Source organism: Streptomyces sp. NPDC044921 (assembly GCF_056432865.1).
In genome coordinates this window covers 103812-128813 of sequence record NZ_JBWKIF010000006.1, presented here as the reverse complement: position 1 = coordinate 128813, position 25002 = coordinate 103812, and the positions used below count along the sequence as shown (strand labels likewise).

The 25002-nt window shown below is 72.2% G+C and carries 19 protein-coding genes; 16 read left to right on the top strand and 3 right to left on the bottom strand.

Annotation, left to right across the window (positions count from 1 at the left end):
* Positions 1-552: 552 nt before the first annotated feature.
* Positions 553-2922 (bottom strand): SulP family inorganic anion transporter, encoded by a 2370-nt coding sequence (locus tag AC07DA_RS11685; protein ID WP_479126941.1) that lies wholly within the window; start codon positions 2920-2922, stop codon positions 553-555.
* Positions 2923-3215: 293 nt separating this feature from the next.
* On the opposite strand from AC07DA_RS11685, the gene AC07DA_RS11680 reads away from it, so the two are divergent.
* Entirely contained in the window at positions 3216-4493 is a 1278-nt protein-coding gene (locus AC07DA_RS11680) for a polysaccharide deacetylase family protein (RefSeq protein ID WP_479126939.1), read from the top strand.
* Between the two features lie 249 nt (positions 4494-4742).
* On the top strand, positions 4743-5567 hold the full coding sequence (locus tag AC07DA_RS11675) for a Fic family protein (RefSeq protein WP_479126937.1): 825 nt from the start codon (positions 4743-4745) through the stop codon (positions 5565-5567).
* 345 nt (positions 5568-5912) lie between these two features.
* Here the strand turns inward: AC07DA_RS11675 and AC07DA_RS11670 are convergent, their stop codons facing one another.
* Positions 5913-6746 (bottom strand): HAD family hydrolase, encoded by an 834-nt coding sequence (locus tag AC07DA_RS11670; protein ID WP_479126936.1) that lies wholly within the window; start codon positions 6744-6746, stop codon positions 5913-5915.
* A 575-nt stretch (positions 6747-7321) separates the two neighbouring features.
* Between AC07DA_RS11670 and ssd the strand changes: the two genes are divergently transcribed.
* The 7 genes from ssd (at position 7322) to AC07DA_RS11635 (ending at position 12525) form a co-directional block, all read left to right on the top strand.
* The gene (ssd, locus tag AC07DA_RS11665) at positions 7322-8434 is read left to right on the top strand and encodes a septum site-determining protein Ssd (RefSeq protein ID WP_479126935.1); all 1113 of its coding nucleotides are present in this window, start codon (positions 7322-7324) and stop codon (positions 8432-8434) included.
* On the top strand, positions 8431-9705 hold the full coding sequence (locus tag AC07DA_RS11660; RefSeq protein ID WP_479126933.1) for a TadA family conjugal transfer-associated ATPase: 1275 nt from the start codon (positions 8431-8433) through the stop codon (positions 9703-9705). The genes ssd and AC07DA_RS11660 overlap by 4 nt, the downstream gene beginning before the upstream one ends.
* On the top strand, positions 9689-10564 hold the full coding sequence (locus tag AC07DA_RS11655; protein WP_479126931.1) for a type II secretion system F family protein: 876 nt from the start codon (positions 9689-9691) through the stop codon (positions 10562-10564). The genes AC07DA_RS11660 and AC07DA_RS11655 overlap by 17 nt, the downstream gene beginning before the upstream one ends.
* The gene (locus AC07DA_RS11650; protein WP_479126929.1) at positions 10561-11355 is read left to right on the top strand and encodes a type II secretion system F family protein; all 795 of its coding nucleotides are present in this window, start codon (positions 10561-10563) and stop codon (positions 11353-11355) included. Before AC07DA_RS11655 ends, AC07DA_RS11650 begins: the two co-directional genes overlap by 4 nt.
* Before the next feature lie 192 nt (positions 11356-11547).
* On the top strand, positions 11548-11757 hold the full coding sequence (locus AC07DA_RS11645; protein WP_479126928.1) for a DUF4244 domain-containing protein: 210 nt from the start codon (positions 11548-11550) through the stop codon (positions 11755-11757).
* On the top strand, positions 11744-12103 hold the full coding sequence (locus AC07DA_RS11640) for a TadE family type IV pilus minor pilin (RefSeq protein ID WP_479126926.1): 360 nt from the start codon (positions 11744-11746) through the stop codon (positions 12101-12103). Before AC07DA_RS11645 ends, AC07DA_RS11640 begins: the two co-directional genes overlap by 14 nt.
* The gene (locus AC07DA_RS11635; RefSeq protein WP_479126925.1) at positions 12100-12525 is read left to right on the top strand and encodes an Rv3654c family TadE-like protein; all 426 of its coding nucleotides are present in this window, start codon (positions 12100-12102) and stop codon (positions 12523-12525) included. The genes AC07DA_RS11640 and AC07DA_RS11635 overlap by 4 nt, the downstream gene beginning before the upstream one ends.
* Here the strand turns inward: AC07DA_RS11635 and AC07DA_RS11630 are convergent.
* The gene (locus AC07DA_RS11630; RefSeq protein WP_479126923.1) at positions 12443-15217 is read right to left on the bottom strand and encodes a DEAD/DEAH box helicase; all 2775 of its coding nucleotides are present in this window, start codon (positions 15215-15217) and stop codon (positions 12443-12445) included. The genes AC07DA_RS11635 and AC07DA_RS11630 overlap by 83 nt on opposite strands.
* Positions 15218-15377: 160 nt before the next feature.
* Between AC07DA_RS11630 and bldG the strand changes: the two genes are divergently transcribed.
* From bldG to topA, 7 genes are all read left to right on the top strand, one after another.
* A complete protein-coding gene (gene bldG / locus AC07DA_RS11625) occupies positions 15378-15719 on the top strand; it encodes an anti-sigma factor antagonist BldG (RefSeq protein WP_003991900.1) in 342 nt (113 codons plus the stop codon).
* Between the two features lie 133 nt (positions 15720-15852).
* Positions 15853-16281 (top strand): ATP-binding protein, encoded by a 429-nt coding sequence (locus AC07DA_RS11620; protein ID WP_479126921.1) that lies wholly within the window; start codon positions 15853-15855, stop codon positions 16279-16281.
* A 275-nt stretch (positions 16282-16556) separates the two neighbouring features.
* Positions 16557-18962, top strand: coding sequence for a sodium-translocating pyrophosphatase (locus AC07DA_RS11615; protein ID WP_479126920.1), 2406 nt, complete (start codon positions 16557-16559; stop codon positions 18960-18962).
* Positions 18963-19154: 192 nt separating this feature from the next.
* Positions 19155-19745, top strand: coding sequence for a small secreted protein (locus AC07DA_RS11610; RefSeq protein WP_479126918.1), 591 nt, complete (start codon positions 19155-19157; stop codon positions 19743-19745).
* 109 nt (positions 19746-19854) lie between these two features.
* Entirely contained in the window at positions 19855-21384 is a 1530-nt protein-coding gene (locus AC07DA_RS11605) for a DUF7059 domain-containing protein (RefSeq protein WP_479126916.1), read from the top strand.
* Between the two features lie 305 nt (positions 21385-21689).
* Positions 21690-21887, top strand: a complete 198-nt coding sequence (locus tag AC07DA_RS11600; protein WP_479126914.1) for a hypothetical protein — start codon at positions 21690-21692, stop codon at positions 21885-21887.
* 246 nt (positions 21888-22133) lie between these two features.
* Positions 22134-24965 carry a type I DNA topoisomerase gene (topA, locus tag AC07DA_RS11595; protein ID WP_479126913.1) on the top strand — a complete coding sequence of 944 codons (2832 nt, stop codon included), beginning with the start codon at positions 22134-22136 and terminating at the stop codon, positions 24963-24965.
* The last annotated feature ends 37 nt before the right edge of the window (positions 24966-25002 follow it).

The window sequence follows — 25002 nt, the reverse complement described above, 5'->3', positions numbered from 1 at the left end:
CGGCGGGAGGACGAGGGCGGGGGACGGATCCGGCGGGCGGGAAGGGGCCGGCCGGGCGGCGAGGTGAGCGCCTCCGGTGAAGGGGGCACATCCTGGCTGCCTGGTTGGCCGGCTGCCCGGCTGCCTGGTTGGCCGGTTGGCTGCCTGGGTTGGCTTGGCCGGTTGCTCGGTTGCTCGGTTGCTCGGTTGCCCGGTTGTCCGGTTGCCCGGCTGCCGCTCGACTGGCTGGCGTCGGTGACCCGGTCTGGCGGGTGGCAGGGTGTGGGTTCCCGGTGAGGGGGGCGCGCGCCCTGCGCGGTTGCCTGGTTGGCATGGCCGATAGCCTGGCTGCCGTCCGACTGGCTGGCGTCGGTGACCCGGCCCGGCACGTGGCCGGGTGAGCGCCTCCGGCGAAGGGGGCGCCCACCCTGACCGGCCGATGCCGGTGACCGGCCGATGCCGGTGACCGGTCGACCGGCCGATGCCGGTGACCGGCTGGCGGGCCGATGCCGGTTGCGGGCTGTCCGGTCGGTCGGCTCACCGGCCGGCTCACGCCGTGACCGGCCGAACGGCTCACGCCGTCACGTCCGCCTCCCGGACCCGGTCGAAGGCGCCGCCGCCGTCCACGTCGGTGAGCAGGTACGACTCGGCCTCGCCCACGTGGAAGTACATCCCGTGCAGCTCCAGCCTGCCCTCGTCCAGGGCCCGGGCCACCGAGTCGTGGGCGCGCAGGTGCTCCAGCTGCTGGACCACGTTGACCAGGCAGAGCTGCTCGACCGGGTCGTCGGGCGTCCGGCCGGCCAGACTGCCCCAGCTACGGCTGCCGTCGGCCAGGCGCTCCACGCTCGGCCGTCCGTGCCGCAGCCAGCGCTGCAGGGGTGTCCGGGTGCCCGCGGAGTCGGAGTTGAGCAGGGCCTGCATGGCGCCGCATCCCGAGTGCCCGCACACCGTGATGGACCGTACGCGCAGCACGTCCACGGCGTACTCGATGGCGGCCGCCACCGAGTCGTCGCCGCTCTCCTCGCCCGGACGCGGGACGAGGTTGCCCACGTTGCGCACGACGAACAGGTCGCCCGGACCACTGGAGGTGATCATCGACGTGACCAGTCGTGAGTCGGCGCAGGTCAGGAAGAGCTGCGACGGCCGCTGTCCCTCGCGCGCCAGCCGGGCCAGCTCGCTGCGCACCAGGGGCGCGGTGTTGCGCTGGAAGGCGCTGATGCCACGCGCCAGTTCGTGCCCGTGACCGGTGCCGGTGCCTGCCGGATCCGGCTCGGGGCCGTCCGCCCCGTCCGCGTTGCTCTCGGGCGGGGGTGCGGACTGGGGGCCTTCGCACTGGTGGTTGCGCCAGGCCGTCCAGGGCCGGCAGCGGCAGTCGGCGACGGTGGAGGGCTCGGAGATGCGCGTGCCGGGATGCCGGCCGGTGATCTCGACGGTGCCGCCCTGTGCGGTGTGCGTCTTCTGCCAGTCCTGCAGCGTCTCATAGGCCGCGTGGTCCATGAACGACCCGTCCAGCTCGACGACGGTGTCCGCACCGCGCGGGACGAGATGCAGGGCGCGGCTGAGCCGCGGCACCGCGAGGAACGTCAACTGCCCTCTGACGTGTACGTGATGGACTCCTTCCTTCTCCTCGTGCGTGATGCGGGTGCGGGTGAGGCGGTGCAGGGCGACGGCCACCGCCATGGCGATGCCCAGGGCGACGCCCTGGAGGACGCCGAGGGAGACCACGCCCAGGGTCGTGACGGCGTAGACCCACACTTCCCGGTGGCGCGTCACCGTGCGGATGTGGTTCAGGGACACCATCTGGATGCCGACGGACATCACCAGGGCGGCGAGCGAGGCGAGCGGGATCAGCTCCAGGACGGGGACCATCAGCAGCGTGGCGATCACTACGAGAACGCCGTGCAGCATCGTGGAGTTCCGGCTGACCGCTCCCGCGTTCACGTTGGCCGTCGTCCGCACGGCCACTCCGGCGATCGGCAGGCCGCCGAGGGAGCCGGAGACGATGTTGGCGGCTCCCTGCCCGAGCAGCTCCCGGTCGAGGTCGGAGCGTCCGACCCCGGAGGGCAGGCCCGGGCGGCCGGCCACCAGCTTGTCCACGGCCACCGCCCCGAGCAGCGACTGCACGCTGCACACCAGCGTGGTGGTCAACACGGCGGCGACGAGGCCGAGTACGGGGCCTTCGGGCAGTCCGGCCAGGGCGTGGTTGCTCCAGGACGGCAGGTCGACCTTGGGCAGCCGCAGACCGGCGAGGGCGGCGGCCGCGGTGGCTCCGGCCACGGCGATGAGCGCGGGCGGGACCCTGCGCAGCAGGCGCCCGGCCCGGCCGGGCAGTCTCGGCCAGAGCAGCAGCAGCGCCAGCGTCAGCACGCTGACCGACACCGACGCGGGGCGCATCTGCGCCAACTGGGCGGGCAGCGCGCGCAGGTTGTCCGGGACGGAACTCTGCGGGGTGCCGCCGAGCACGATGTGCAGCTGGGCGACGGCGATGGTGACACCGATGCCGGCGAGCATGCCGTGCACGATGGCGGGGCTGACGGCGAGGGCGCCACGGGCCACGCGCAGGCATCCGAGCCCGAGTTGGGCGAGACCGGCGAGGACGGTGATGGCGCAGGTCGTCCGCCAGCCGTAGCGCTGGATGAGGTCGGCGGTGACGACGGTGAGCCCGGCGGCGGGGCCGCTCACCTGGAGCGGGGAGCCGCCGAGCCGCCCGGCGATGAGTCCGCCGACGGCGGCGGCGACGAGGCCGGCCTGGAGCGGGGCGCCGGTGGCCAGGGCGATGCCCAAGGACAGGGGCAGGGCGATCAGGAAGACCGCGATCGCGGCCGACACGTCGGCGCCGGCGATGCGGAAGCGGCGGGGGCCGGTCGGTGGCGGGCTGTGGGGCGGGTGGGTGCGTTCGGTCCGGTTCGGGTCGGCGGTACGTGTGGGGACGCAGGCTGACATGGTTTCCCGTCTCCTCCGGGGCTGCGCGGTCGCGTGACTGGGGTCCCGCTCGGGGCGGGAATCGGTCGCGGCCGTGGGTCACGGCGTGTTTCGGCGGGATTAATCAACGCTCGGTAAACGGATCGTAATGCAGAGTAAAGGGCGAGCATAGACTTTGCGGGCAAATGGGTGAATAGATCAACCTGAAGAGTGAAGTGGGCATTTGATCGGCTTGTCGTACTAATTCCTTCTCCGTCCCGTGCGACTTTGGCGGCGCTGTCGGCACCCGAGAGAAGGAAGAAGGTGGACGGAACATGGCCGCCACCCACAGGATCGCCGCGGGCTCCGTGATCGCCGCGGTCTGCGCCGCGTCGCTCGCCGGTTGCGTGACCGGCACCCCCCGCCAAGCCGCCCCCGAACGCTCCCAGGCGAACCCCGCGCAGGCCCCGAAGGCCATGGTCCGGCTGATCGGGGACGGCTCCACCGCCTACACCGGCGCCCAGCCCCACCTGCCCAGGCCCGAACGGCTGCGGCCCGGCCAGAAGCCCCCGCAGTTCGTCGTCTTCTCCTGGGACGGCGCAGGGGAGGACAGCCAGAAGCTGTTCTCCCACTTCCGCAAGGTCGCACGGCAGAACAACGCGACCATGACGTACTTCCTGAGCGGCGTGTACCTCCTGCCCGAGGAGAAACGGGACCTCTACCGGCCGCCCCAGCACTCCCCGGGCCGCTCGGACATCGGCTTCAACGACCGCCGCGGAATCGCCGCCACCGTGAAACAACTGCGCCTGGCGTGGCTGGAGGGCAACGAGATCGGCACCCACTTCAACGGCCACTTCTGCGGCAGCGGCGGCGGCGTCGGCGAGTGGTCGGTGGACGACTGGAAGGACGAGATCGCCCAGGCCAAGCAGTTCGTGAAGACCTGGAAGACCAACACCGGCATGAAGAACGCCGCGCCGCTGCCCTTCGACTACGACAAGGAGCTCATCGGCGCCCGCACACCCTGCCTCGAAGGCCAGCGGAACTTCATGAAGGCGGCCCGCGACCTGGGCTTCCGCTACGACACGAGCGGTGTCACTGACCAGGTCTGGCCCAAGCGGAAGCAGGGCCTGTGGGACCTGTCCATGCAGCTCGTGCCGTTCCCCGGCCACTCCTTCGAGCAGCTCACCATGGACTACAACTTCATGGTCAACCAGTCGGGCACCACCACCCAGGGCAACCCCGCGATGCACGAATTCTGGGGCGACCAGATGCGCGACGGCCTGCTCAAGGGCTTCCAACGGGCCTACGACGGCAACCGGGCGCCCCTGATCATCGGCAACCACTTCGAGTCCTGGAACGGCGGCACCTACATGCGGGCCGTCGAGGAGGTCATCGAGACGGTGTGCACCAAGGAGGAGGTGCGCTGCGTCTCGTTCCGGCAGCTGGCGGACTGGCTCGACGCCCAGGACCCGGCCACGCTGGAGAAGCTGCGCGGCCTGAAGGTGGGCGAGGCGCCCAAGCAGGGCTGGGCGTCCTTCCTGGCCGGGCGGCCCGCCCCCGCCCCGAAGGGCGTACCCGGCGCTCCGGCGGCGAAGGGGCCCGACGGCCTCTAGGACTCCGGGAGGCTGCCGCCCCCGGGCATCCCCGGCGTGCCCGGTGTCCACGTGTGCCCGTGCCAGGTGTGCACGTGTGCCCGTGCCCGGTGTGCTCGCAGGCCTGGCGTGCCCGGCACGCGCGCGTTGTGATGCCGGGCCACGCGCGCGGGGGCGCCGCGCGCGTCGGCGACGGTGAGCGGGGCAGGCACGCGTGAAGAAGGCCACTCCGCCGCTGGGCGGGCTCCCGGGGTGCGTAGGGTCGTACTCATGAGTACAGCAGGCGCGAGCGCCGATCCCCTCGCGGCCCTAGGGGCGCTGCCCGGAGTGGCCGATTCCGTGGAGTCCGTGCGCAAGGCCGTGGACCGGGTCTACGGGCACCGGATCATGCGGCGGCGCAGCAACGCGATCACTTCCGAGGCGGCCCTGCGCGGTGCCCGCGGCTCCGCGGCCCTGTCCGGCGCGGACTGGGCACTGGAAGAGGTGCGGCGGCGTACGGACTTCAGTGGCGACGACGAGGCCCGCACCGTCGGCGCCGCGCTGCGGCTCACCGCGGAGGCGGGCCAGCTGCTGTCGATCTGGCGGCAGTCGCCCCTGCGGGTGCTGGCCCGGCTGCACCTGGTGGCGGCCGCCGGCCTGGCCGACCAGGTGGGGCGGCCCCGGCAGGAGGGTGAGGCGGTCGACGAGCCGCTGGTCTCCCTGCCGCTGCCGAGCGCGGCGGAGGCGCACGGCCGGCTGGACGGGCTGGCGGAGCTGATCATCGCGGGCGGTTCCGCGCCGGCCCTGGTGACGGCGGCCGTCGTGCACGGCGAACTCCTCGCGCTGCGGCCCTTCACGTCCCACAACGGCCTGGTCGCGCGCACGGCCGAGCGCGTCGTCCTGGTCGGCAGCGGCCTGGACCCGAAGTCGGTCTGCCCGGCCGAGGTCGGCTATGCGGAACTGGGCCGCGAGGCCTACCTGGAGGCCCTCGACGGGTACGTCTCCGGCACCCCGGAGGGCATGGCCGCCTGGATCGCCCACTGCGGCAGGGCGGTCGAACTGGGGGCGCGTGAGTCGACGGCGGTGTGCGAGGCGCTCCAGCGCGGAGCGGCCTGAACGCCACCGCACACAATGATGCGGCGGTACGAGAACTCGTACCGCCGCTGGCATGAGCACCGGGTTACCAAGCGTCCTCGAAATGTGCCCATCAGGCCGGGGACTTTGCCCGTCACCTGGTGCGGCTGGCCCGTAATCGACGGGTCGACGTCGCGTGGGTGCCCGGTGTTCATGCGCGGTCCGTGGGGCCAAATGCGTTGTGAAGGTGATCCTCTCGGATGTCCTTGGTCTCGCGGGCCGTTGAATCCTTTGTACTCCTGAGCCCGGGTAAGCGGAAGCCCGGACCGCACTTCTTTACTTTTAGGTTCAAATAGAACCTGTGCAAGGCCAATGGGCGCGCGCGGCTCAGGCGACCGTGGCGCGGCGGCGGCTGGCGTACCAGACCAGCCCCGCGGTGGCCGCCGCGGCGCCTATCGCGGCGACCGCGACCAGGGCCGGCCGCGGCGGCACCGAGAACGCCGGAAGGCGCTGCTTGAGCCGGACCGGACGGTGGAAGTCCAGGATGGGCCAGCCGCGGGCGAGTGCCTCGCGGCGCAGGGCGCGGTCCGGGTTCACGGCGTGGGGATGGCCGACGGACTCCAGCATCGGCACGTCGGTCGCCGAGTCGCTGTAGGCGTAGCAGCGGCTGAGGTCGTACCCCTCGGACTCCGCCAGTTCCCTGATGGCCTCGGCCTTCGTCGGGCCGTACGCGTAGTACTCCACCTCGCCGGTGAAACAGCCGTCGTCGCCCACGACCATGCGGGTGGCCACCACCCGGTCCGCGCCGAGCAGTTCACCGATCGGCTCGACGACCTCCGCGCCCGACGTGGACACGATCACGACGTCACGGCCGGCGGTGTGGTGCTCCTCGATGAGGGAGGCGGCCTCGTCGTAGATGATCGGGTCGATCAGGTCGTGCAGCGTCTCGGCGACGATCTCCTTGACCTGCTGGACGTTCCAGCCGCGGCACAGGGCGGACAGGTAGGCGCGCATGCGCTCCATCTGCTCGTGGTCGGCGCCGCCGGCCAGGAAGACGAACTGGGAGTAGGCGGTCCGCAAGACGGCCCTGCGGTTGATCAGACCGCCTTGGTAGAACGACTTGCTGAAGGTGAGCGTGCTCGACTTCGCAATGACCGTCTTGTCCAGGTCAAAGAAGGCCGCTGTGCGGGGCAAGGAGTGGTTTTCCACGCCCTTGAGCATAGGGGCAGCCCATTCGGCGTAAGGTGGGGCGCGTGGGTTTGCCTGAGAGGGCTCTCGGGTACACCATGGAAGTCACGGATCGTTCGCGACCGTGCTAACCCGGCCCGACTCCTCCCCCCCGAGTCGGCCGTGGGGACGACCCCCGCTCTCCCCCCCGGCGGGGGTCGTCGCATGTCCGGATGGGTTTTCTCCTTCTTTCCGCGGCTCGGGTGCCGCTCTGAGGGCGGCCTCGGCCGCCCTTTCGCGATGCCCATGATCCGTCACTCTCTGTAGCGGCCGGGCTGCTCTGCGGATGTCGCACAGGGCGTCCGAAGGTGTCACCGGTATGGGTGACGGCGATATTCACAACCCCCGGGGTGTCCACAGTTTTCCACCAAGATCCACACGATTTCCCGGATCGCTGCACCGTGATTCCAGCGCATCCCGCACGTGACCGGTTCGAGGCCGGTTCCGATTGCCGGGGGGCGTTTGGCCGGTTTCTGTCGGCCGCTCAAAGGGAGGCCGCCTTGCCGGTTCTTCCCACGATTGGGAATCGCGGGGCCGCAGGGGTCGCGCGAGTCGAGCAGCGAAGGGGGATGGACACCGTGGCCGGAGCCGTCACACACGATCCACCGTCGGCCGCCGGAGGGCGGCAGGGCGGACCGCTGATCGTCACCGAGGACACCGGACTCCTCGACGACCTGCTGCGCCTGTGCGCGGCGGCGGGCGCCACACCCGAGGTGCATCACGGGGTGCCCGAGCGCAGAGGCAGCTGGGAGGCCGCGCCGCTGATCCTCGTGGGCGACGACGCCGCGCGGCGGGTCCGCGGGGCTGTGCGCCGCAAAGGAGTCGTCCTGGTCGGGCGGGACCAGGACGACTCCGGGGTGTGGCGGCGGGCCGTCGAGATCGGCGCGGAGCACGTCCTGATGCTGCCCGACGGCGAACAGTGGCTGGTCGACCGCATCGCCGACGTGGCCGAGGGCGTCGGCCGGCCCGCCCTCACCGTGGGGGTGCTCGGCGGCCGGGGCGGCGCCGGAGCGTCCACGCTCGCGTGCGCCCTCGCCGTCACCTCCGCGCGGGAGGGCCTGCGCACCCTTCTCGTGGACGCCGATCCGCTGGGTGGCGGACTCGACGTACTCCTCGGCGGTGAGACGGCCGAGGGGCTGCGCTGGCCCGCGTTCGCCTCCTCGCGCGGCCGGGTCGGCGGAGGCGCCCTGGAGGAGTCGCTGCCCGAGCTGCACGCGCTGCGGGTGCTGAGCTGGGACCGCGGCGACCGGATCGCCGTGCCGCCGCAGGCGGTGCGCGCGGTGCTGGCGGCGGCACGGCGCCGGGGCGGCACCGTCGTGGTCGACCTGCCGCGCCGCATCGACGACGGGGTCGCCGAGGTGCTCGGCCAGCTCGACATCGGTGTGCTCGTGGTGCCCGCCGAGCTGCGGGCGGTCGCGGCCGCCGGGCGGGTGGCGTCGGCGGTCGGCATGGTGCTGCGGGACCTGCGGGTGGCGGTGCGCGGGCCGTATCCGCCGGGCCTCGACGACCGGGAGGTCGCCCGGCTGCTCGGACTGCCCCTGGTCGGCGAGGTGCCGGTGGAAGCGGGGCTGTTCCGCCCGGACGGGGGCACGGCACCGCCGGGTGCCCGCCCGCGCGGACCGCTCGCCCGGTTCTGCAAGGAGTTCTGGGAGCGGGCGCTCCTCGAGGCGGGTGCGGCATGAGCACGCTGGCCGGACCGGAGGGCGTGGAACTGCTCGACGGGGTGCGGCGGTGGCTGGCCGAGAGCGGCGCCGAGCCGACCCCGGCACGCGTGGCGCAGGCACTGCGGGAGCAGGGCCGGGTGCTCGGGGACGCCGAGGTTCTGGGAGCGGCCTCGCGGCTGCGGTCCGAGCTGGTCGGCAGCGGGCCGCTGGAGCCGCTGCTGGCCGATCCGTCGGTGACGGACGTGCTGGTGTCGGGCCCGGACCGGATCTGGGTGGACCGCGGCGGCGGACTGGAGCTGACGTCCGTGCGGTTCGCCGACGCCGCGGCCGTACGACGGCTGGCCCAGCGTCTGGCCGCCGTGGCCGGACGCCGCCTGGACGACGCCCGGCCGTGGGTCGACGCCCGGCTGCCCGACGGGACCCGGCTGCACGCGGTGCTGCCGCCGGTGGCGGTGGACTGCGCCTGTCTGGCGCTGCGGGTGGTACGGCCGCGTGCCTTCACGCTGGAGGAGCTCGTCGCGGCGGGCACGGTGCCGCCGGGCGGCGACCGCGTGCTCCGCGCACTGCTCGATGCACGGCTGTCCTTCCTGGTCAGCGGCGGCACGGGCACCGGCAAGACGACGCTGCTGAGCGCCCTGCTGGGGCTCGCGGGGCCGGACGAGCGGATCGTCCTCGCCGAGGACTCGGCGGAACTGCGACCGGACCATCCGCACGTCGTGCGGCTGGAGACCAGACCCGCCAACCAGGAGGGCGCGGGCCTGGTCACCCTGGAGGACCTGGTGCGGCAGGCGCTGCGGATGCGGCCCGACCGGCTGGTCGTGGGCGAGGTGCGCGGACCCGAAGTGGTGCACCTGCTGGCCGCCTTGAACACCGGCCACGAGGGCGGCTGCGGGACGGTGCACGCCAACGCCGCCGCCCAGGTGCCGGCCCGGCTGGAGGCGCTCGGCACGGCCGCCGGGCTCGACCGGGCCGCGCTGCACAGCCAGGTGGCGGCCGCCCTCTCCGTGGTCCTGCACCTCGTGCGCGACCGGTCCGGGCGGCGGCGCATCGCCGAGGTGCACGTGCTGGAGCGGGACCCCTCGGGCCTGGTGCGGACGGTGCCGGCCCTGCGGTGGGGAGAGGCGGCCTTCGTGCGGGAGCGGGGCTGGGAGCGGCTGCGGGGGCTGCTCCGAGGTGAGGGGGACGGGCCAGGACGGGACGAGTGGGACCAGCGGGAGAAGTGGGCGATCGGGACAAGCGGGGCCTGCGAGGCCGCGGCGAAGGGGGCGGGTCATGACGGGGACCGCTGAGATGTTCCTGGGCGCGGCTGCGGCGTGCATGGGAGCGGTGGTGTGGCTGCTGGGCGAACGGGACTCGTCGGCGCGGCGGGCTCGACTGCTGCTCGCCGGTGGCGGAACCGTCGAGGGCGGGTCACGGCTCGGCCGGCGGTGGACGGCCCGGGCGCTGCAGCGGGTCCGCGGGCGGCTGCCGGCCGAGTGGTGGTCGGCGGTGGCCGGGCTGGTGCTGGCGGCGCTCGGGGCTTCAGTGCTGCCGATCGTGCTGGGGGCGGCCGGGGTGCCGCTGCTGCGCAGGGCCCGCCTGGCCGGCCGGGCACGGCGGGACCGGGAGTCGCGGGCCGACGCGGTGATCACGCTGTGCGGGGCACTGGCCGGGGAGGTGCGGGCCGGACGCCAGCCGGGCGAGGCACTGCTGCGGGCCGCCCGGGACTGCGAGGGCCTCGCGGACGCGCAGGCGACGGTCCTGGCGGCGGCGCGCTTCGGAGGTGACGTGCCGGAGGCGCTCGCGACGGCCGCACGGCAACCGGGTGCCGAAGGGCTGCGGGGACTCGCTGCGTGCTGGCGGGTGGCCGTGGACCAGGGCGCCGGACTCGCGGCCGGACTCGACCGGCTGGCCACCGCGCTGCGCGCCGAACGGGACCAACGCTCCGACCTGAGAGCGCAGTTGGCGGGCGCGCGAGCCACGGCGGTGATGCTCGCAGGGTTGCCGGCCCTGGGCCTCCTCATCGGCACCACCCTCGGCGCCGATCCCCTCCACGTCCTGCTGCACACACCGGCCGGCCTGGGCTGTCTCCTCGTCGGAGGTGTGCTGGAGGGCTCGGGGGTGTGGTGGGTGCTGCGGATCGTGCACGGGGCGCAGGGGGCGGTATGAGCGGGGAAGTTCTCCACAGGCTGGGGACGGCGACGGGGATCGCGCTCGGTCTCTGGTGGTGGGCGCGGTGGGTGCTCGACGCGCGGCACCGGCGGAGACTGCGGCGGCGGCTGGCGGAATTGTCGGTTCGGGAAGCGGCCGCCGCTCCTGGCCCGCGCCTGGCTTTGCGCGGAGTGCTGAGCACATGGCTGGCCCCTGTGGGCGTGGCCTGCGCCGCATGGGCGCTGGTCGGCGGCCTGACCGGTGTCGCCGTGGGTCTGGCCGGTGCGGTGGGGACCTGGCGGTGGCGACTGCGGCACCAGCCGGTGGCCGGGACGGACCCCAGTGCTCCCGACCTCGCCGAGACGGAACGGCAGTTGCCCCTCGCCGCCGACCTGCTGGCGGCCTGTATCGCAGCGGGCGCAGGACCGGTGGTCGCGGCGCAGGCGGTGGGTGACGCCCTGGGTGGTCCGGTGGGCGACGCCTTGGCCCGGGGTGCGGCGGAAGTACGGCTGGGCGGCGAACCAGGGGCCGCCTGGCAGAGGTTGGCCGGTCTGCCGGGGGCCGGAGGGCTGGCGCGGTTGCTGGAACGGGCCGATGTGTCCGGGCTGCCCGCAGCCGTGCCGGTCGCACGGCTCGCCGCGGAGGCGCGTGCCGACTGGGGCCGGGCCGCTACGGCCAGGGCCCGCCGGGCGGGAGTCATGGTCAGCGCACCGGTCGGGCTGTGCTTCCTGCCCGCGTTCATCGCGGTGGGGGTGCTGCCCGTGGTGATCGGGCTCGCGGGCGGGGTGCTCGGAGGGGGTGGTGGCTAGACGGGCACGGAGCGGATGCAGACGCAAGGACCTGACCAGGCAACAGAAGCGACCAAGCGACCAAGTGACAGAAGCCGACCAGCGACGCAAGCCAGTAAGCGACGGACGTGCGCGGGCGGCCAATCAAGTAAGCGACGGAAGCAAGCAAGCGGTACCGGACGGAAGTTCGGGCCTTATCCCACGGGGGTTGAGATGGTTCAGATGGTGCGGGCACGGCTGCGTGCCCTGGTGTGCGGGCTACGTGCGGCGCGGCGCGACGCGGGAATGGTCACCTCCGAGTACGCGACGGGGATCGTGGCGGCCGTGGCGTTCGCGGTGGTGCTCTACAAGGTCGTCACGAGCGGGGCGGTCAGTTCCGAGCTGCAGAGCATCGTGAAGGAAGCCCTCAATGCGCGCATGTGACCGGCGCGGGGACCGGGGGTTCGTGACGGCGGAGTCGGCCGTGGTGCTGCCCGTGCTGGTCATGTTCGCGATGGCGCTGGTGTGGGGGCTGCTGGTCGTGGCCGCGCAGATCCAGTGCGTGGACGCGGCGCGGACGGGCGCACGGGCGGCGGCCCGGCAGGACCCGCCCGGAGTGGTGGTGCGACTGGCCCGCGAGGCGGCACCACCCGGCGCGGAAGTGAGGGTGAGCCGGGACGCCGAGTACGTGCGGGTCGTCGTCGTGGCCGAGCCACCGGTGCTGCGCGGGCTGTCGTTCGCCGTGCGAGAGGAGGCCGTGGCGGCAGTGGAAGAGGCGGTGGGCACATGAGGGGCAACGGCGGTGGGCACATCGGGCGCCCCTCGCGCGGCTCCCCGGACCGGGGTTCGGCCACCGTCTGGAGCGTGGGGGCGATCGCCGTCCTGTGCGTGGTGTTCGGTGTCGTCCTCGGGCTCGGGCAGGCCGTCGTGGTCCGGCACCGGGCGGCGGGCGGAGCGGACCTCGCGGCACTGGCGGCGGCGGACCACTGGGTAGAGGGCGGTACGGCGGCCTGTGCCCGGGCGGGCCGGGTGGCCCGGGCACAGGGCGTGCGGCTGGTGCGGTGTGAGGTCGCCGGGGAGATCTCCGACGTGACGGCGACCGCGGGACGGGGGCCGTTCACGGCGGAGGTCAGGGCGAGGGCGGGTCCTCCGACGTCCCCGCGGGATCCTCCGGCGGTGCGTCCTGGGCCTCGGGCGGGTGCTCGGCCGTGACCTGGGACGGGTGCTCGGCCGTGACCTCGGGCGGGTGCTCTGCCGTGACCTTTGGCGGACGATCCGCCCTGGCCTCCGGCAGGTCCTCTGCCGTGACCTCCGGCGGACGATCCCCCCCGGCCTCCGGCGGGCGCACGGCCGTGACCTCCGGCGGACGCTCGCCCCTGGCCTCCGCCGGCTGCCTCGCTGCCCTCTCTGTCGGCTGCCCGGTTGCCCCCTCTGTCGGCAGTCCCGCCCTCTCTGTCGGCTGCCCGGTTGCCCCCTCTGCCGGCAGCCCCGCCCCCTTCGTCGGCCACCCCGCCGCCCCCTCGGCCGGCTCCTTCTCCTCCGGAGCCCCCTCCAGCAGCACCGTGAGCAGGCGCACCGCGCCCCTCTTGTGCAGCGGGTCGTTGCCGTTGCCACACTTGGGGGACTGGATGCAGGACGGGCAGCCGGCGTCGCACTCGCAGGAGGCGATGGCCTGGCGGGTGGCGGTCAGCCAGGTGCGGGCGGTGTGGAAGGCGCGCTCCGCGAAGCCCGCACCACCGGGATGGCCGTCGTAGACGAAGACGGTGGGCAGGAGCGTGTCGGGGTGCAGCGGGATCGACACGCCGCCGATGTCCCAGCGGTCGCAGGTCGCGAAGAGGGGCAGCAGGCCGATGGACGCGTGCTCGGCGGCGTGCAGGGAGCCCCCGAGGATCTCCGGGCCGATCCGGGCCCGGTCCAGCTGGTCCTCGGTGACGGTCCACCACACGGCCCGGGTGCGCAGCGTACGGGGAGGGAGGTCGAGCTTGGTCTCGCCCAGGACTTCACCCGTCATGAGCCGGCGGCGCAGGAAGGAGACGACCTGGTTGGTGACCTCGACCGACCCATAGCACAGGCGGCCGTCGCCCCAGGGAATCTCGATGTCGGTCTCCAGGACGGAGATGGTCGTCGTGTCGCGGGCGACGGTGGAGTAGGGCGGGGAGGCCTCTTCGACGAGGGCGACGGAGTCCTCGAGGTCCAGGGACCGTACGAGGTAGGTGCGGCCCTGGTGGAGGTGGACCGCCCCCTCGTGCACCGTCGAGTGCGCGGCGCCCGCGTCGACCGTGCCGAGCAGCCGGCCCGTGCCGGTCTCGACGACCTGGACCGGCCGTCCGCCCTCACCGCGGATGTCGGTCAGGTCGGCGGCGCGCTCCCGGCGGGTCCAGTGCCACGCCCTGGTGCGGCGGCGCAGCAGCTTCGCCGCCTCCAGCTGGGGCAGCAGGGCCTCGCCGGCCGGGCCGAACAGGTCGAGGTCCTCGTCCGTCAGCGGCAACTCGGCGGCGGCGGCGCACAGGTGCGGGGCCAGCACGTAGGGGTTGTCCGGGTCGAGGACGGTGGATTCGACGGGCTGGTCGAAGAGGGCCTCCGGGTGGTGGACGAGGAAGGTGTCCAGGGGGTCGTCGCGGGCGACCAGGACGGCGAGGGCGCCCTGCCCGGACCGCCCGGCGCGGCCGGCCTGCTGCCACAGGGAGGCGCGTGTGCCCGGGTAGCCGGCGATGACGACCGCGTCGAGGCCGGAGATGTCGATGCCGAGTTCGAGGGCGTTCGTCGCGGCGAGGCCCAGCAGTTCACCCGAATGCAGGGCGCGTTCGAGTGCGCGGCGTTCCTCCGGGAGATAGCCGCCCCGGTAGGCCGCGACACGCCGGGCCAGCGACCGGTCGACCTCGGCCAGCCGCTCCTGGGAGATGACGGAGATCAGCTCGGCGCCGCGTCGGGACCGGACGAAGGCGACCGAGCGCACGCCCTGCACCGTGAGGTCGGTCAGCAGGTCGGCGGCCTCGGCGGTGGCCGTGCGGCGGACGGGGGCCCCCTTCTCGCCGTGCAGCTCGGTCAGCGGCGGCTCCCAGAGGGCGAACACCAGTTCACCCCGGGGGGAGGCGTCGTCGGCGACTTCCACGACCGGCAGGCCGGTGAGGCGGCGGGCGGCCACCGCGGGCTCGGCGGCGGTCGCGGAGGCCAGCAGGAACACGGGTGAGGCGCCGTAGCGGGCGCACAGGCGACGCAGGCGGCGCAGCACCTGCGCGACGTGGGAGCCGAAGACGCCGCGGTAGGTGTGGCACTCGTCGATGACGACGTACCTCAGCGACTTCAGGAAGGAGGACCAGCGGGGGTGGGACGGCAGGATGCCGCGGTGCAGCATGTCCGGGTTGGTCAGCACGTAGTTCGCGTACTGGCGGATCCATTCGCGTTCCTCGAACGGAGTGTCGCCGTCGTACACGGCGGCGCGCACCGAATGGCCCAACGGATGTGAAAGTTCCTTCACGGAGCGGCACTGGTCCGCCGCGAGGGCTTTGGTGGGAGCCAGGTAGAGGGTGGTCGCGCCGCGGCCGTTCGGTGCCTCGGCACCGTCCAGGAGGGCCGACAGCACGGGCACGAGGTAGGCCAGGGACTTGCCGGAGGCCGTGCCGGTGGCGACGACGACCGAGTCGCCGTCCAGGGCGTGCTCCGCCGCCCGGGCCTGGTGGGCCCAGGGGTGCTCGATCCCCGCGGCCCGCACGGCCGCGACGACCTCCGCGCGGATCCGGTCCGGCCAGACGGCATGCCGACCGGCACGCGGGGGCAAGTGCTCCGTATGAGTAATGCGCGAAGCCCTGCCCGGACCGGACGCGAGCCGGTCCAGGACCGCGCTCGGCGCGGGCCGGGAGGCGGGGTCCGTCGGGGTTCGATCGGATCGGTGATTCTTGGCCATCGGCACCGAGTGTGTCACTGGCGTGACGGACAATGGGGCCAAGGCGTCGTGCACGCCTGCCGGTAAGTGATTGAATGCCATCGCGGCTGGCGAAGCGTCCAAGGGCTGAAGCCGAGATGCCCCAAGGGCGACCGCTCGATAGCAAGGTGCTGGAGGATCCGTGGACCTGTCCCTGTCGACCGAGACCATGGGCGATCGCACGATCGTCAGGGTCGGTGGCGAAATCGACGTATATACCGCGCCCAAGTTGCGCGAGCAGTTGGTCGAGCTGGTGAACGACGGCAGTTTCCACCTTGTCGTCGACATGGAGGGCGTGGACTTCCTCGACTCCACCGGGCTCGGCGTACTGGTCGGCGGCCTGAAGCGCGTGCGAGCCCATGAGGGCTCCCTGCGCCTGGTCTGCAACCAGGAGCGCATTCTGAAGATCTTCCGCATCACCGGCCTCACCAAGGTGTTCCCGATTCACACCTCGGTCGAGGAAGCGGTTGCGGCCACCGACTGAGACCGGACCCGGGCCGTGGGCCCGGGCCGGCCGCAGTGCGGCACGAGTTCGGCAGAAGTGAACACCGAGGGGGCCCGGGCTTTCGGCGGCCCGGAGCCCCTCGACAGCACGCCCGTAGTTGCGAGGGGGATGCATGGCCACCGTTGAGCTCCGCTTCAGCGCGCTGCCCGAGCATGTCAGGACCGCCCGGCTGGTGGCGGCGGCGGTGGCGCGCAGGGCCGGAGTGGACGAGGCCGTCCTCGACGAGGTCAGGCTCGCGGTCGGCGAGGCCTGCACCCGGGCCGTCGGACTGCACCAGACCGGCGGGATCTCCGCGCCGGTGAAGGTGCTGCTGATCGAGGAGGAGAAGCAGTTCTCCATCGAGGTCGGCGACGAGGCCCCGCACGCGGTGCCCGGCGATCGCGCCGGAGGAGGCGACCCCGACTCGGAGGCCGAGGAGGACGAGATGGGCCTCGCCGTCATCAGCGGCCTCGTCGACGACGTGGAGGTCAGCGCGGGCGAGCACGGCGGATCGATCAAGATGACGTGGCCCACCACGCCTCCGCCGACGATCCTGGTCTGATCCGGCCACCGCGCACACCGGTCTCACCCGAAGGGCCCCACCCGTGGGGCCCTTCGTCATGTGCGGGTGTCAGTGCTCGCCTTTACAGTAGTTCCTGTGCCGTTCATCGCGTGAATTCGTTCACGATCATTCGCGTGCTCCACGGTCGCGTCAGAATGCTTTCAGGGCATTACTTCAGCAGGCTAATTCCGTTTATCGCGCTCTGTTTTGATCAGGTTCCGGTACCTACAATCCCGTCCACATCTTGAGCTCAGCCCAAGCGTCAAGGAGGACGAATGGCGGGGCTTTCTCTCTCACAACAGTCGGGCCATCCCACAGATCTCGCAGCCGCCGTACTGACCGATGGCAACCGCGTCCTCGTCGTGGTCATCGCGGTCGTGGCACTGGCGGCACTAGCGGTCGCGGGCGTCCTGGTGCGCCAGGTACTCGCGGCCGGTGAGGGCACCGACAGCATGAAGAAGATCGCGGCCGCGGTCCAGGAAGGCGCCAACGCCTATCTGGCCCGCCAGCTGCGCACGCTCGGCGTATTCGCCGTGGTCGTGTTCTTCCTGCTCATGCTGCTGCCCGCGGACGACTGGAATCAGCGGGCCGGACGGTCGGTGTTCTTCCTGATCGGAGCGGCGTTCTCGGCGGCCACCGGCTATATCGGCATGTGGCTCGCCGTGCGCAGCAATGTGCGGGTCGCCGCGGCGGCGCGCGAGGCCACTCCGGCGGCGGGCGAGCCGGAAAAGGATCTGACCGCCGTCTCGCACAAAGCGATGAAGATCGCATTTCGCACGGGCGGCGTGGTCGGCATGTTCACGGTGGGCCTCGGCCTGCTGGGCGCGGCCTGCGTGGTGCTGGTGTACGCGGCCGACGCGCCGAAGGTGCTGGAGGGCTTCGGTCTCGGCGCCGCCCTGATCGCCATGTTCATGAGGGTCGGCGGCGGCATCTTCACCAAGGCCGCCGACGTCGGCGCCGACCTGGTCGGCAAGGTCGAGCAGGGCATTCCGGAGGACGACCCGCGCAATGCCGCGACCATCGCCGACAACGTGGGCGACAACGTCGGCGACTGCGCGGGCATGGCGGCCGACCTCTTCGAGTCGTACGCCGTGACGCTGGTGGCCGCGCTGATCCTGGGCTCGGCGGCGTTCGGCGATGCCGGGCTCGGCTTCCCGCTGCTGGTGCCGGCCATCGGTGTGCTCACGGCGATGATCGGCATCTTCGCGGTGGCGCCCCGGCGGTCCGACCGCAGCGGGATGAGCGCCATCAACCGAGGGTTCTTCATCTCCGCGGTGATCTCGCTCGTGCTGGTGGCCGTGGCCGTCTTCGTCTACCTGCCGGGCAGGTACTCGGAGCTGGACGGCGTCACCGACGCCGCGATCCAGGGCAAGGACGGCGACCCGCGGATCCTCGCGCTCGTCGCCGTGGCCATCGGCATCGTGCTGGCCGCCCTGATCCAGCAGTTGACCGGCTACTTCACGGAGACCAACCGCCGCCCCGTGCGCGACATCGGCAAGACCTCGCTCACCGGCCCGGCCACCGTCGTCCTCGCCGGTATCTCCGTCGGTCTGGAATCGGCCGTCTACACCGCCCTGCTGATCGGACTCGGGGTGTACGGGGCGTTCCTGCTCGGCGGCACGTCGATCATGCTCGCGCTGTTCGCGGTGGCGCTGGCCGGCACCGGCCTGCTCACCACGGTCGGTGTGATCGTCGCGATGGACACCTTCGGGCCGGTCTCCGACAACGCGCAGGGCATCGCGGAGATGTCCGGCGACGTCGAGGGCGCGGGCGCGCAGGTGCTCACCAACCTGGACGCGGTCGGCAACACCACCAAGGCGATCACCAAGGGCATCGCGATCGCCACGGCCGTGCTCGCGGCGGCGGCACTGTTCGGGTCGTACCGCGACGCGATCATCACCGGCGCGCGGGACGTGGGCGAGAAGCTCAGCGGCGAGGGTGCGCCGATGAGTCTAATGATGGACATCTCGCAGCCCAACAACCTCGTGGGCCTCATCGCGGGCGCGGCGGTCGTCTTCCTCTTCTCGGGGCTGGCGATCAACGCCGTGTCGCGGTCGGCGGGTTCCGTGGTCTTCGAGGTGCGGCGGCAGTTCCGCGAGAAGCCCGGGATCATGGACTACACCGAGAAACCGGAGTACGGCAAGGTCGTCGACATCTGCACGAAGGACGCGCTCCGGGAGCTCGCCACCCCGGGTCTGCTGGCCGTGATGGCGCCCATCTTCATCGGGTTCACGCTCGGTGTAGGGCCGCTGGGCGCGTTCCTGGCGGGCGCTATCGGCGCGGGCACGCTGATGGCGGTGTTCCTCGCCAACTCCGGCGGTGCCTGGGACAACGCCAAGAAGCTCGTCGAGGACGGACACCACGGCGGCAAGGGCAGTGAGGCGCACGCGGCGACCGTGATCGGCGACACCGTCGGCGACCCCTTCAAGGACACCGCCGGTCCGGCGATCAACCCGCTGCTGAAGGTCATGAACCTGGTCTCGCTGCTCATCGCGCCCGCGGTGATCAAGTTCTCCTACGGGCCGGACAAGAGCGTCGGCATGCGGATCCTGATCGCGGTCCTCGCGTTCCTGGTGATCGTCGGGGCGGTCTACGTGTCAAAGCGGCGCGGAATCGCCATGGGTGACGAAGGCAACGCCGAACCGAAGCCCAAGTCGGCCGATCCGGCGGTGGTTTCGTAGGGAGGGTTGCGGAGCCCCAGCTCAAGGTGCGGGCGGGCGGTGCGCGTTGGCGCGTCGCCCGCCCGCTCTGTGCGGTGGACGATCACGCGTGAGCCTTCTCTCTCTTGGTGCAAAAGGTTACAAAAAGGTCTTAATGAGCGTTCGGCGTGCGGCTGCCGTGCATCTGGCGTGTAAGTTCCGGGGCCGAGAGCCATGGAAGGGACCAAACCGGTGAACAAGAAGCTCGCGGCCGCACTGTCCGGCGGTGCGGTACTGGTACTGGCGCTGTCCGGCTGCGGAGGCGACGACGGCAACGACAAGCTGGACTCCTGGGCCAAGCAGGTCTGCGACGCCGTGCAGCCGCAGGCGAGGAAGATCGAGTCGGCCAATGCCGCGATCCAGAAGGAGACCTCCGACAACAGCACGCCGGAGGAGGTCCAGAAGACCGACGCGCAGGCCTTCCAGGACATGTCCGACGCCTACAAGGCGATCGGGGCCGCGGTGGACAAGGCCGGGGCGCCGGACGTCGAGAACGGTGAGAAGAAGCAGCAGGACGCGGTCAAGGAGCTCAACTCGATCTCCGCGTCCTACGCCTCCCTGAAGAAGCAGGTCGACGGTCTGGACACGAAGGACCAGGGCAAGTTCGCCGACGGCCTCAAGGACATCGCCACCGAGCTCGACAAGCTGAGCAAGAGCGGGAACGACGCCCTGCGGAACCTGGAGGAGGGCGAGGTCGGCCAGGCGATGGCCCGGCAGCCGAGCTGCAAGGCGGCCACGGCGTCGGCGGATGCGACGCAGAGCTGAGCCACCGAGCGGGCCGGCGGGGCCCCGCTGACGGGACCAGGGGTGACGGGCCGCGTCCCGCTCCGGCACGGGCGCGTGCGATGCCGTCCCCGGCCGCCACAATGGGGACGTGAGTAACGCCAGCCAGTCTCCCCTGCCCCCGCTGCCCGCCTCCGACCGCCCCGATGTCGCCGCGCGGCTCCGGGACGCCCTGCTCGGGGCCTCCTTCACCGCCGACGGCCTGCTCGAACTGCTCGGCGCCCCCGCGTACGCGGCGCTCGCCCGGAGCGAGACCGTGCCCGCGCTGCGGGCCACCCGCGGGGACACGCCGCTGGAACTGCTCGTCCGGCTGTTCCTGCTGCAGCAGCCCGTGCCGCACGCGCGCGTGGCGGACGTGCTGCCCGTCGAGGCGTGCCTGGAGGGCGGCTGGCTCGCCCGCTCCGGCGGGGACGGGCTCGCCGCCACGGTGGACGTCCGGCCCTACGGCGGGCCCGACGGCGAGGACTGGTTCATCGTCTCGGACCTGGGCTGCGCGGTCGGGGGCGCCGGCGGGATCGGCCGCCGGGACGAGGGCGTCGTCCTGGGAGTCGGCGGCGCCTCCACCACCCTCGCCGGCATCACCGTCCGTACGCCCGTCGCCTCCGCGCTCGACCTCGGCACCGGCTCGGGCATCCAGGCCCTGCACGCCGCCCGGCACGCCACGCGGGTGACCGCGACGGACCTCAACCCGCGCGCGCTGCACATCACCGCCCTGACGCTGGCGCTGTCCGGGGCCCCGGACGCCGATCTGCGCGAGGGCTCCCTCTTCGAGCCGGTGCGGGACGACGAGACCTTCGACCTGATCGTCTCCAACCCGCCGTTCGTGATCTCCCCCGGCGCCCGGCTCACCTACCGCGACGGCGGCATGGGCGGGGACGATCTGTGCCGCACGCTCGTTCAGGAGGCAGGGGAGCGGCTGAACGAGGGCGGGTTCGCGCAGTTCCTCGCCAACTGGCAGCACGTGGAAGGGGAGGACTGGCAGGACAGGCTCAGGTCATGGGTGCCCCGCGGCTGTGACGCGTGGATCGTGCAGCGCGAGGTGCAGGACGTCAATCAGTACGCCGAGCTGTGGCTGCGGGACGCGGGCGACCACCGCGGAGACGTGGCGGAGTACCAGGCGCGGTACGACGCATGGCTCGACGAGTTCGAGGCGCGCAAGGTGAGGGCCGTCGGCTTCGGCTGGATCACCCTGCGCAGGACGGGCGCGGCCGTGCCGTCCATCACGGTGGAGGAGTGGCCGCACCCGGTCGAGCAGCCCCTCGGAGACACCATCCGTGACCACTTCGACCGGCTCGACCACCTGCGCGCGCACGACGACGCCGCCCTGCTGGAGGGGCGCTTCCGGCTGGCCGCCGAGGTCGTGCAGGAGCAGGTCGGGCTGCCGGGCGCCGAGGACCCCGAGCACCTCGTGCTGCGCCAGAACCGCGGCATGCGCCGGGCCACCCGGGTCGACACGGTCGGCGCGGGCTTCGCGGGCGTGTGCGACGGCACCATGAGCGCGGGCCGGATCCTCGACGCCATCGCCCAGCTGATCGGCGAGGACCCGGTGCTGCTGCGCGACCGCACGCCGGCGCAGATCCGGCTGCTGGTGGAGCAGGGGTTCCTGGAGCCGGTGCGCTGAGCGGGGCGGGGAGGGCGGTGGGTGCGCAGTGCGGCCGTCCGCCCGAAGGACCGCTCGCCGCCCTTCCCCGCTCGCCGCCCTTCCCCGTTCACCCGCCCTTTTCCGCCGCCCCGCGGCACAGGACCGCCAACAAATTCGAGTCGATTTGGACACCTCGCCCGGAACGGGTCCTGAAGGGCCGGACGCCCCCGATCCGCGGCCGTGTCGTCCTGGCGTTCACCTCGGGTTCGCCTCCCCGCAGCCCGCGCGTGTCAGCCTCCCGTGGCTGGGACCGTTCGGACAGGGGAAAAGGGGCGCGGCGAGCCATGGAGAGCGAACCGGCGATCTTCACGGGAACGGTGTTCTCCCTGTTCGGAGGGGGGCTGCTGGCGTGGACCGTGACGCGCGTGCGCCAACACCTGCCCGTCGCCGACGGGGTGCGGCCGGTGGCGTCGGCGACCGTCGCGGGCGTCGTCGCGGTGCTCGCCCTGGCGGTCGGAACGTGGTGCTTCACGCGCCTGTGAGACCCGCTCCGGGGGGCCGCCCGCGGGTAACCGGGAGGTTGCGCTCCGCACAGGGCCGGTCCTGGTCCGGGCAGTCCGGGCGGCAGGAATGGTGGTAGTCGGGTTACCGTTCGAGTGGCCGTTGCGGGCTTTTCCCGTTTGACACGGGGGCGGGCTGTACCGTCACACTCCGCAGCGTCAGCACGTACCCAGCCCCGGTGAGCGACTCCGGGGAGGCCCCAGCGTCGACCGGAGAGAAGAGCGAAGTTGTCCCCGACCAGCGAGACCGCGAAGGGCGGCCGCCGACTCGTCATCGTCGAGTCGCCTGCCAAGGCGAAGACGATCAAGGGCTATCTCGGGCCCGGATACACCGTCGAGGCGAGCGTCGGGCACATCCGCGACCTTCCCAACGGCGCCGCCGAGGTGCCCGAGAAGTACACCGGCGAGGTCCGCCGCCTCGGTGTGGACGTCGAACATGACTTCCAGCCGATCTATGTGGTCAACGCCGACAAGAAGGCACAGGTCAAGAAGCTCAAGGACCTGCTGAAGGAATCGGACGAGCTCTTCCTCGCCACCGATGAGGACCGCGAGGGCGAGGCCATCGCCTGGCACCTCCAGGAGGTGCTCAAGCCCAAGGTCCCGGTCAAGCGGATGGTCTTCCACGAGATCACCAAGGCCGCGATCCAGGCCGCCGTGGCCAACCCGCGCCAGCTCAACCAGAAGCTCGTCGACGCCCAGGAGACCCGCCGCATCCTCGACCGCCTCTACGGCTACGAGGTCTCGCCGGTCCTGTGGAAGAAGGTCATGCCGCGGCTGTCCGCGGGCCGTGTCCAGTCGGTCGCCACCCGTCTCGTCGTCGAGCGGGAACGCGAGCGCATCGCCTTTCGTTCGGCTGAGTACTGGGACCTGACGGGCACCTTCGCGACCGGCCGCGCCGGAGACCCGTCGGACCCGTCGTCGCTGGTCGCGCGCCTGCAGACCGTCGACGGCAGGCGGGTCGCGCAGGGCCGCGACTTCGACTCCCTGGGACAACTGAAGAGCGCGAACACCCTCCACCTCGACGAGGCGAACGCCCGCGCCCTCGCCGCCGCCCTGGAGCAGACGCGGTTCGCCGTCCGCTCGGTGGAGTCCAAGCCCTACCGCCGCTCGCCGTACGCCCCGTTCCGTACGACGACGCTGCAGCAGGAGGCCAGCCGCAAGCTCGGCTTCGGCGCGAAGGCCACCATGCAGGTCGCGCAGAAGCTGTACGAGAACGGCTACATCACGTACATGCGTACGGACTCCACGACCCTGAGCGACACGGCGGTCGCCGCCGCCCGCGCCCAGGTCACGCAGCTGTACGGCGCCGACTACCTGCCGCCGCAGCCGAGGACGTACGCCGGGAAGGTCAAGAACGCGCAGGAGGCCCACGAGGCGATCCGCCCCTCGGGCGACCGCTTCCGCACCCCTGCCGAGACCGGACTGACCGGCGACCAGTTCAAGCTCTACGAGCTGATCTGGAAGCGGACCGTCGCCTCCCAGATGAAGGACGCGACCGGCAACAGCGTCACGGTGAAGATCGGCGGCACCGCCTCCGACGGCCGGGACGTCGAGTTCAGCGCCTCCGGCAAGACGATCACCTTCCACGGCTTCCTGAAGGCCTACGTGGAGGGCGCCGACGACCCGAACGCCGAGCTGGACGACCGCGAGCGCCGCCTGCCCCAGGTCTCCGAGGGCGACCCCCTCAGCGCCGAGGAGATCACGGTCGACGGGCACGCCACCAAGCCCCCGGCCCGCTACACCGAGGCCTCCCTGGTCAAGGAGCTGGAAGAGCGCGAGATCGGCCGCCCCTCGACGTACGCGTCGATCATCGGCACGATCCTGGACCGCGGCTACGTGTTCAAGAAGGGCACGGCCCTGGTGCCGTCCTTCCTGTCCTTCGCCGTCGTCAACCTCCTGGAGAAGCACTTCGGGCGGCTCGTCGACTACGACTTCACCGCCAAGATGGAGGACGACCTCGACCGCATCGCCCGCGGCGAGGCCCAGTCCGTGCCGTGGCTGAAGCGGTTCTACTTCGGTGAGGGCACCGTCGGCGGCGCCGCCGCCGACGCGGGCAACGGCGACGGGGACCACCTCGGCGGCCTGAAGGAACTGGTCACCGACCTGGGCGCGATCGACGCGCGTGAGGTCTCCTCGTTCCCCGTGGGCAACGACATCGTGCTGCGCGTCGGGCGCTACGGGCCGTACATCGAGCGCGGCGAGAAGGACACCGAGCAGCACCAGCGCGCCGACATCCCGGCCGACCTCGCGCCGGACGAGCTGACCGTGGAGCTGGCCGAGGAGCTGCTGGCCAAGCCCAGCGGCGACTTCGAACTGGGCACCGACCCGGCCACGGGCCACACGATCGTCGCCAAGGACGGCCGCTACGGCCCGTACGTGACGGAGATCCTGCCCGAGGGCACCCCGAAGACCGGCAAGAACGCGGTCAAGCCGCGCACGGCGTCGCTGTTCAAGTCGATGTCCCTGGACACGGTCACCCTCGACGACGCCCTGAAGCTGATGTCGCTGCCGCGCGTGGTCGGCACGGACGCCGAGGGCCAGGAGATCACCGCGCAGAACGGCCGCTACGGCCCGTACCTGAAGAAGGGGACGGACTCGCGGTCGCTCCAGTCGGAGGAGCAGCTCTTCACGATCACGCTGGAGGAGGCGCTGGCGATCTACGCCCAGCCCAAGCAGCGCGGCCGGGCGGCGGCCAAGCCCCCGCTGAAGGAGCTGGGCACCGACCCGGTCAGCGAGAAGCCGGTCGTCGTCAAGGACGGCCGCTTCGGCCCGTACGTCACCGACGGGGAGACCAACGCGACCCTGCGCTCCGGCGACAGCGTCGAGACGATCACCCCGGAGCGCGGCTTCGAGCTGCTCGCCGAGAAGCGTGCCAAGAGCCCGGCGAAGAAGACCGCCAAGAAGGCGGCCAAGAAGGCGCCGGCCAAGAAGACCACGACGGCGAAGAAGACGACGGCCAAGAAGACCGCGGCGAAGAAGACCACGACCGCGAAGAAGACCACCGCCGCGAAGAAGACGGCCGCCAAGACGGCGACCGCCGCGAAGTCGGCGGAGGACTGAGGCCGTCAGGCTCCCGGGCGGCCCTCGCGGCCGAGGT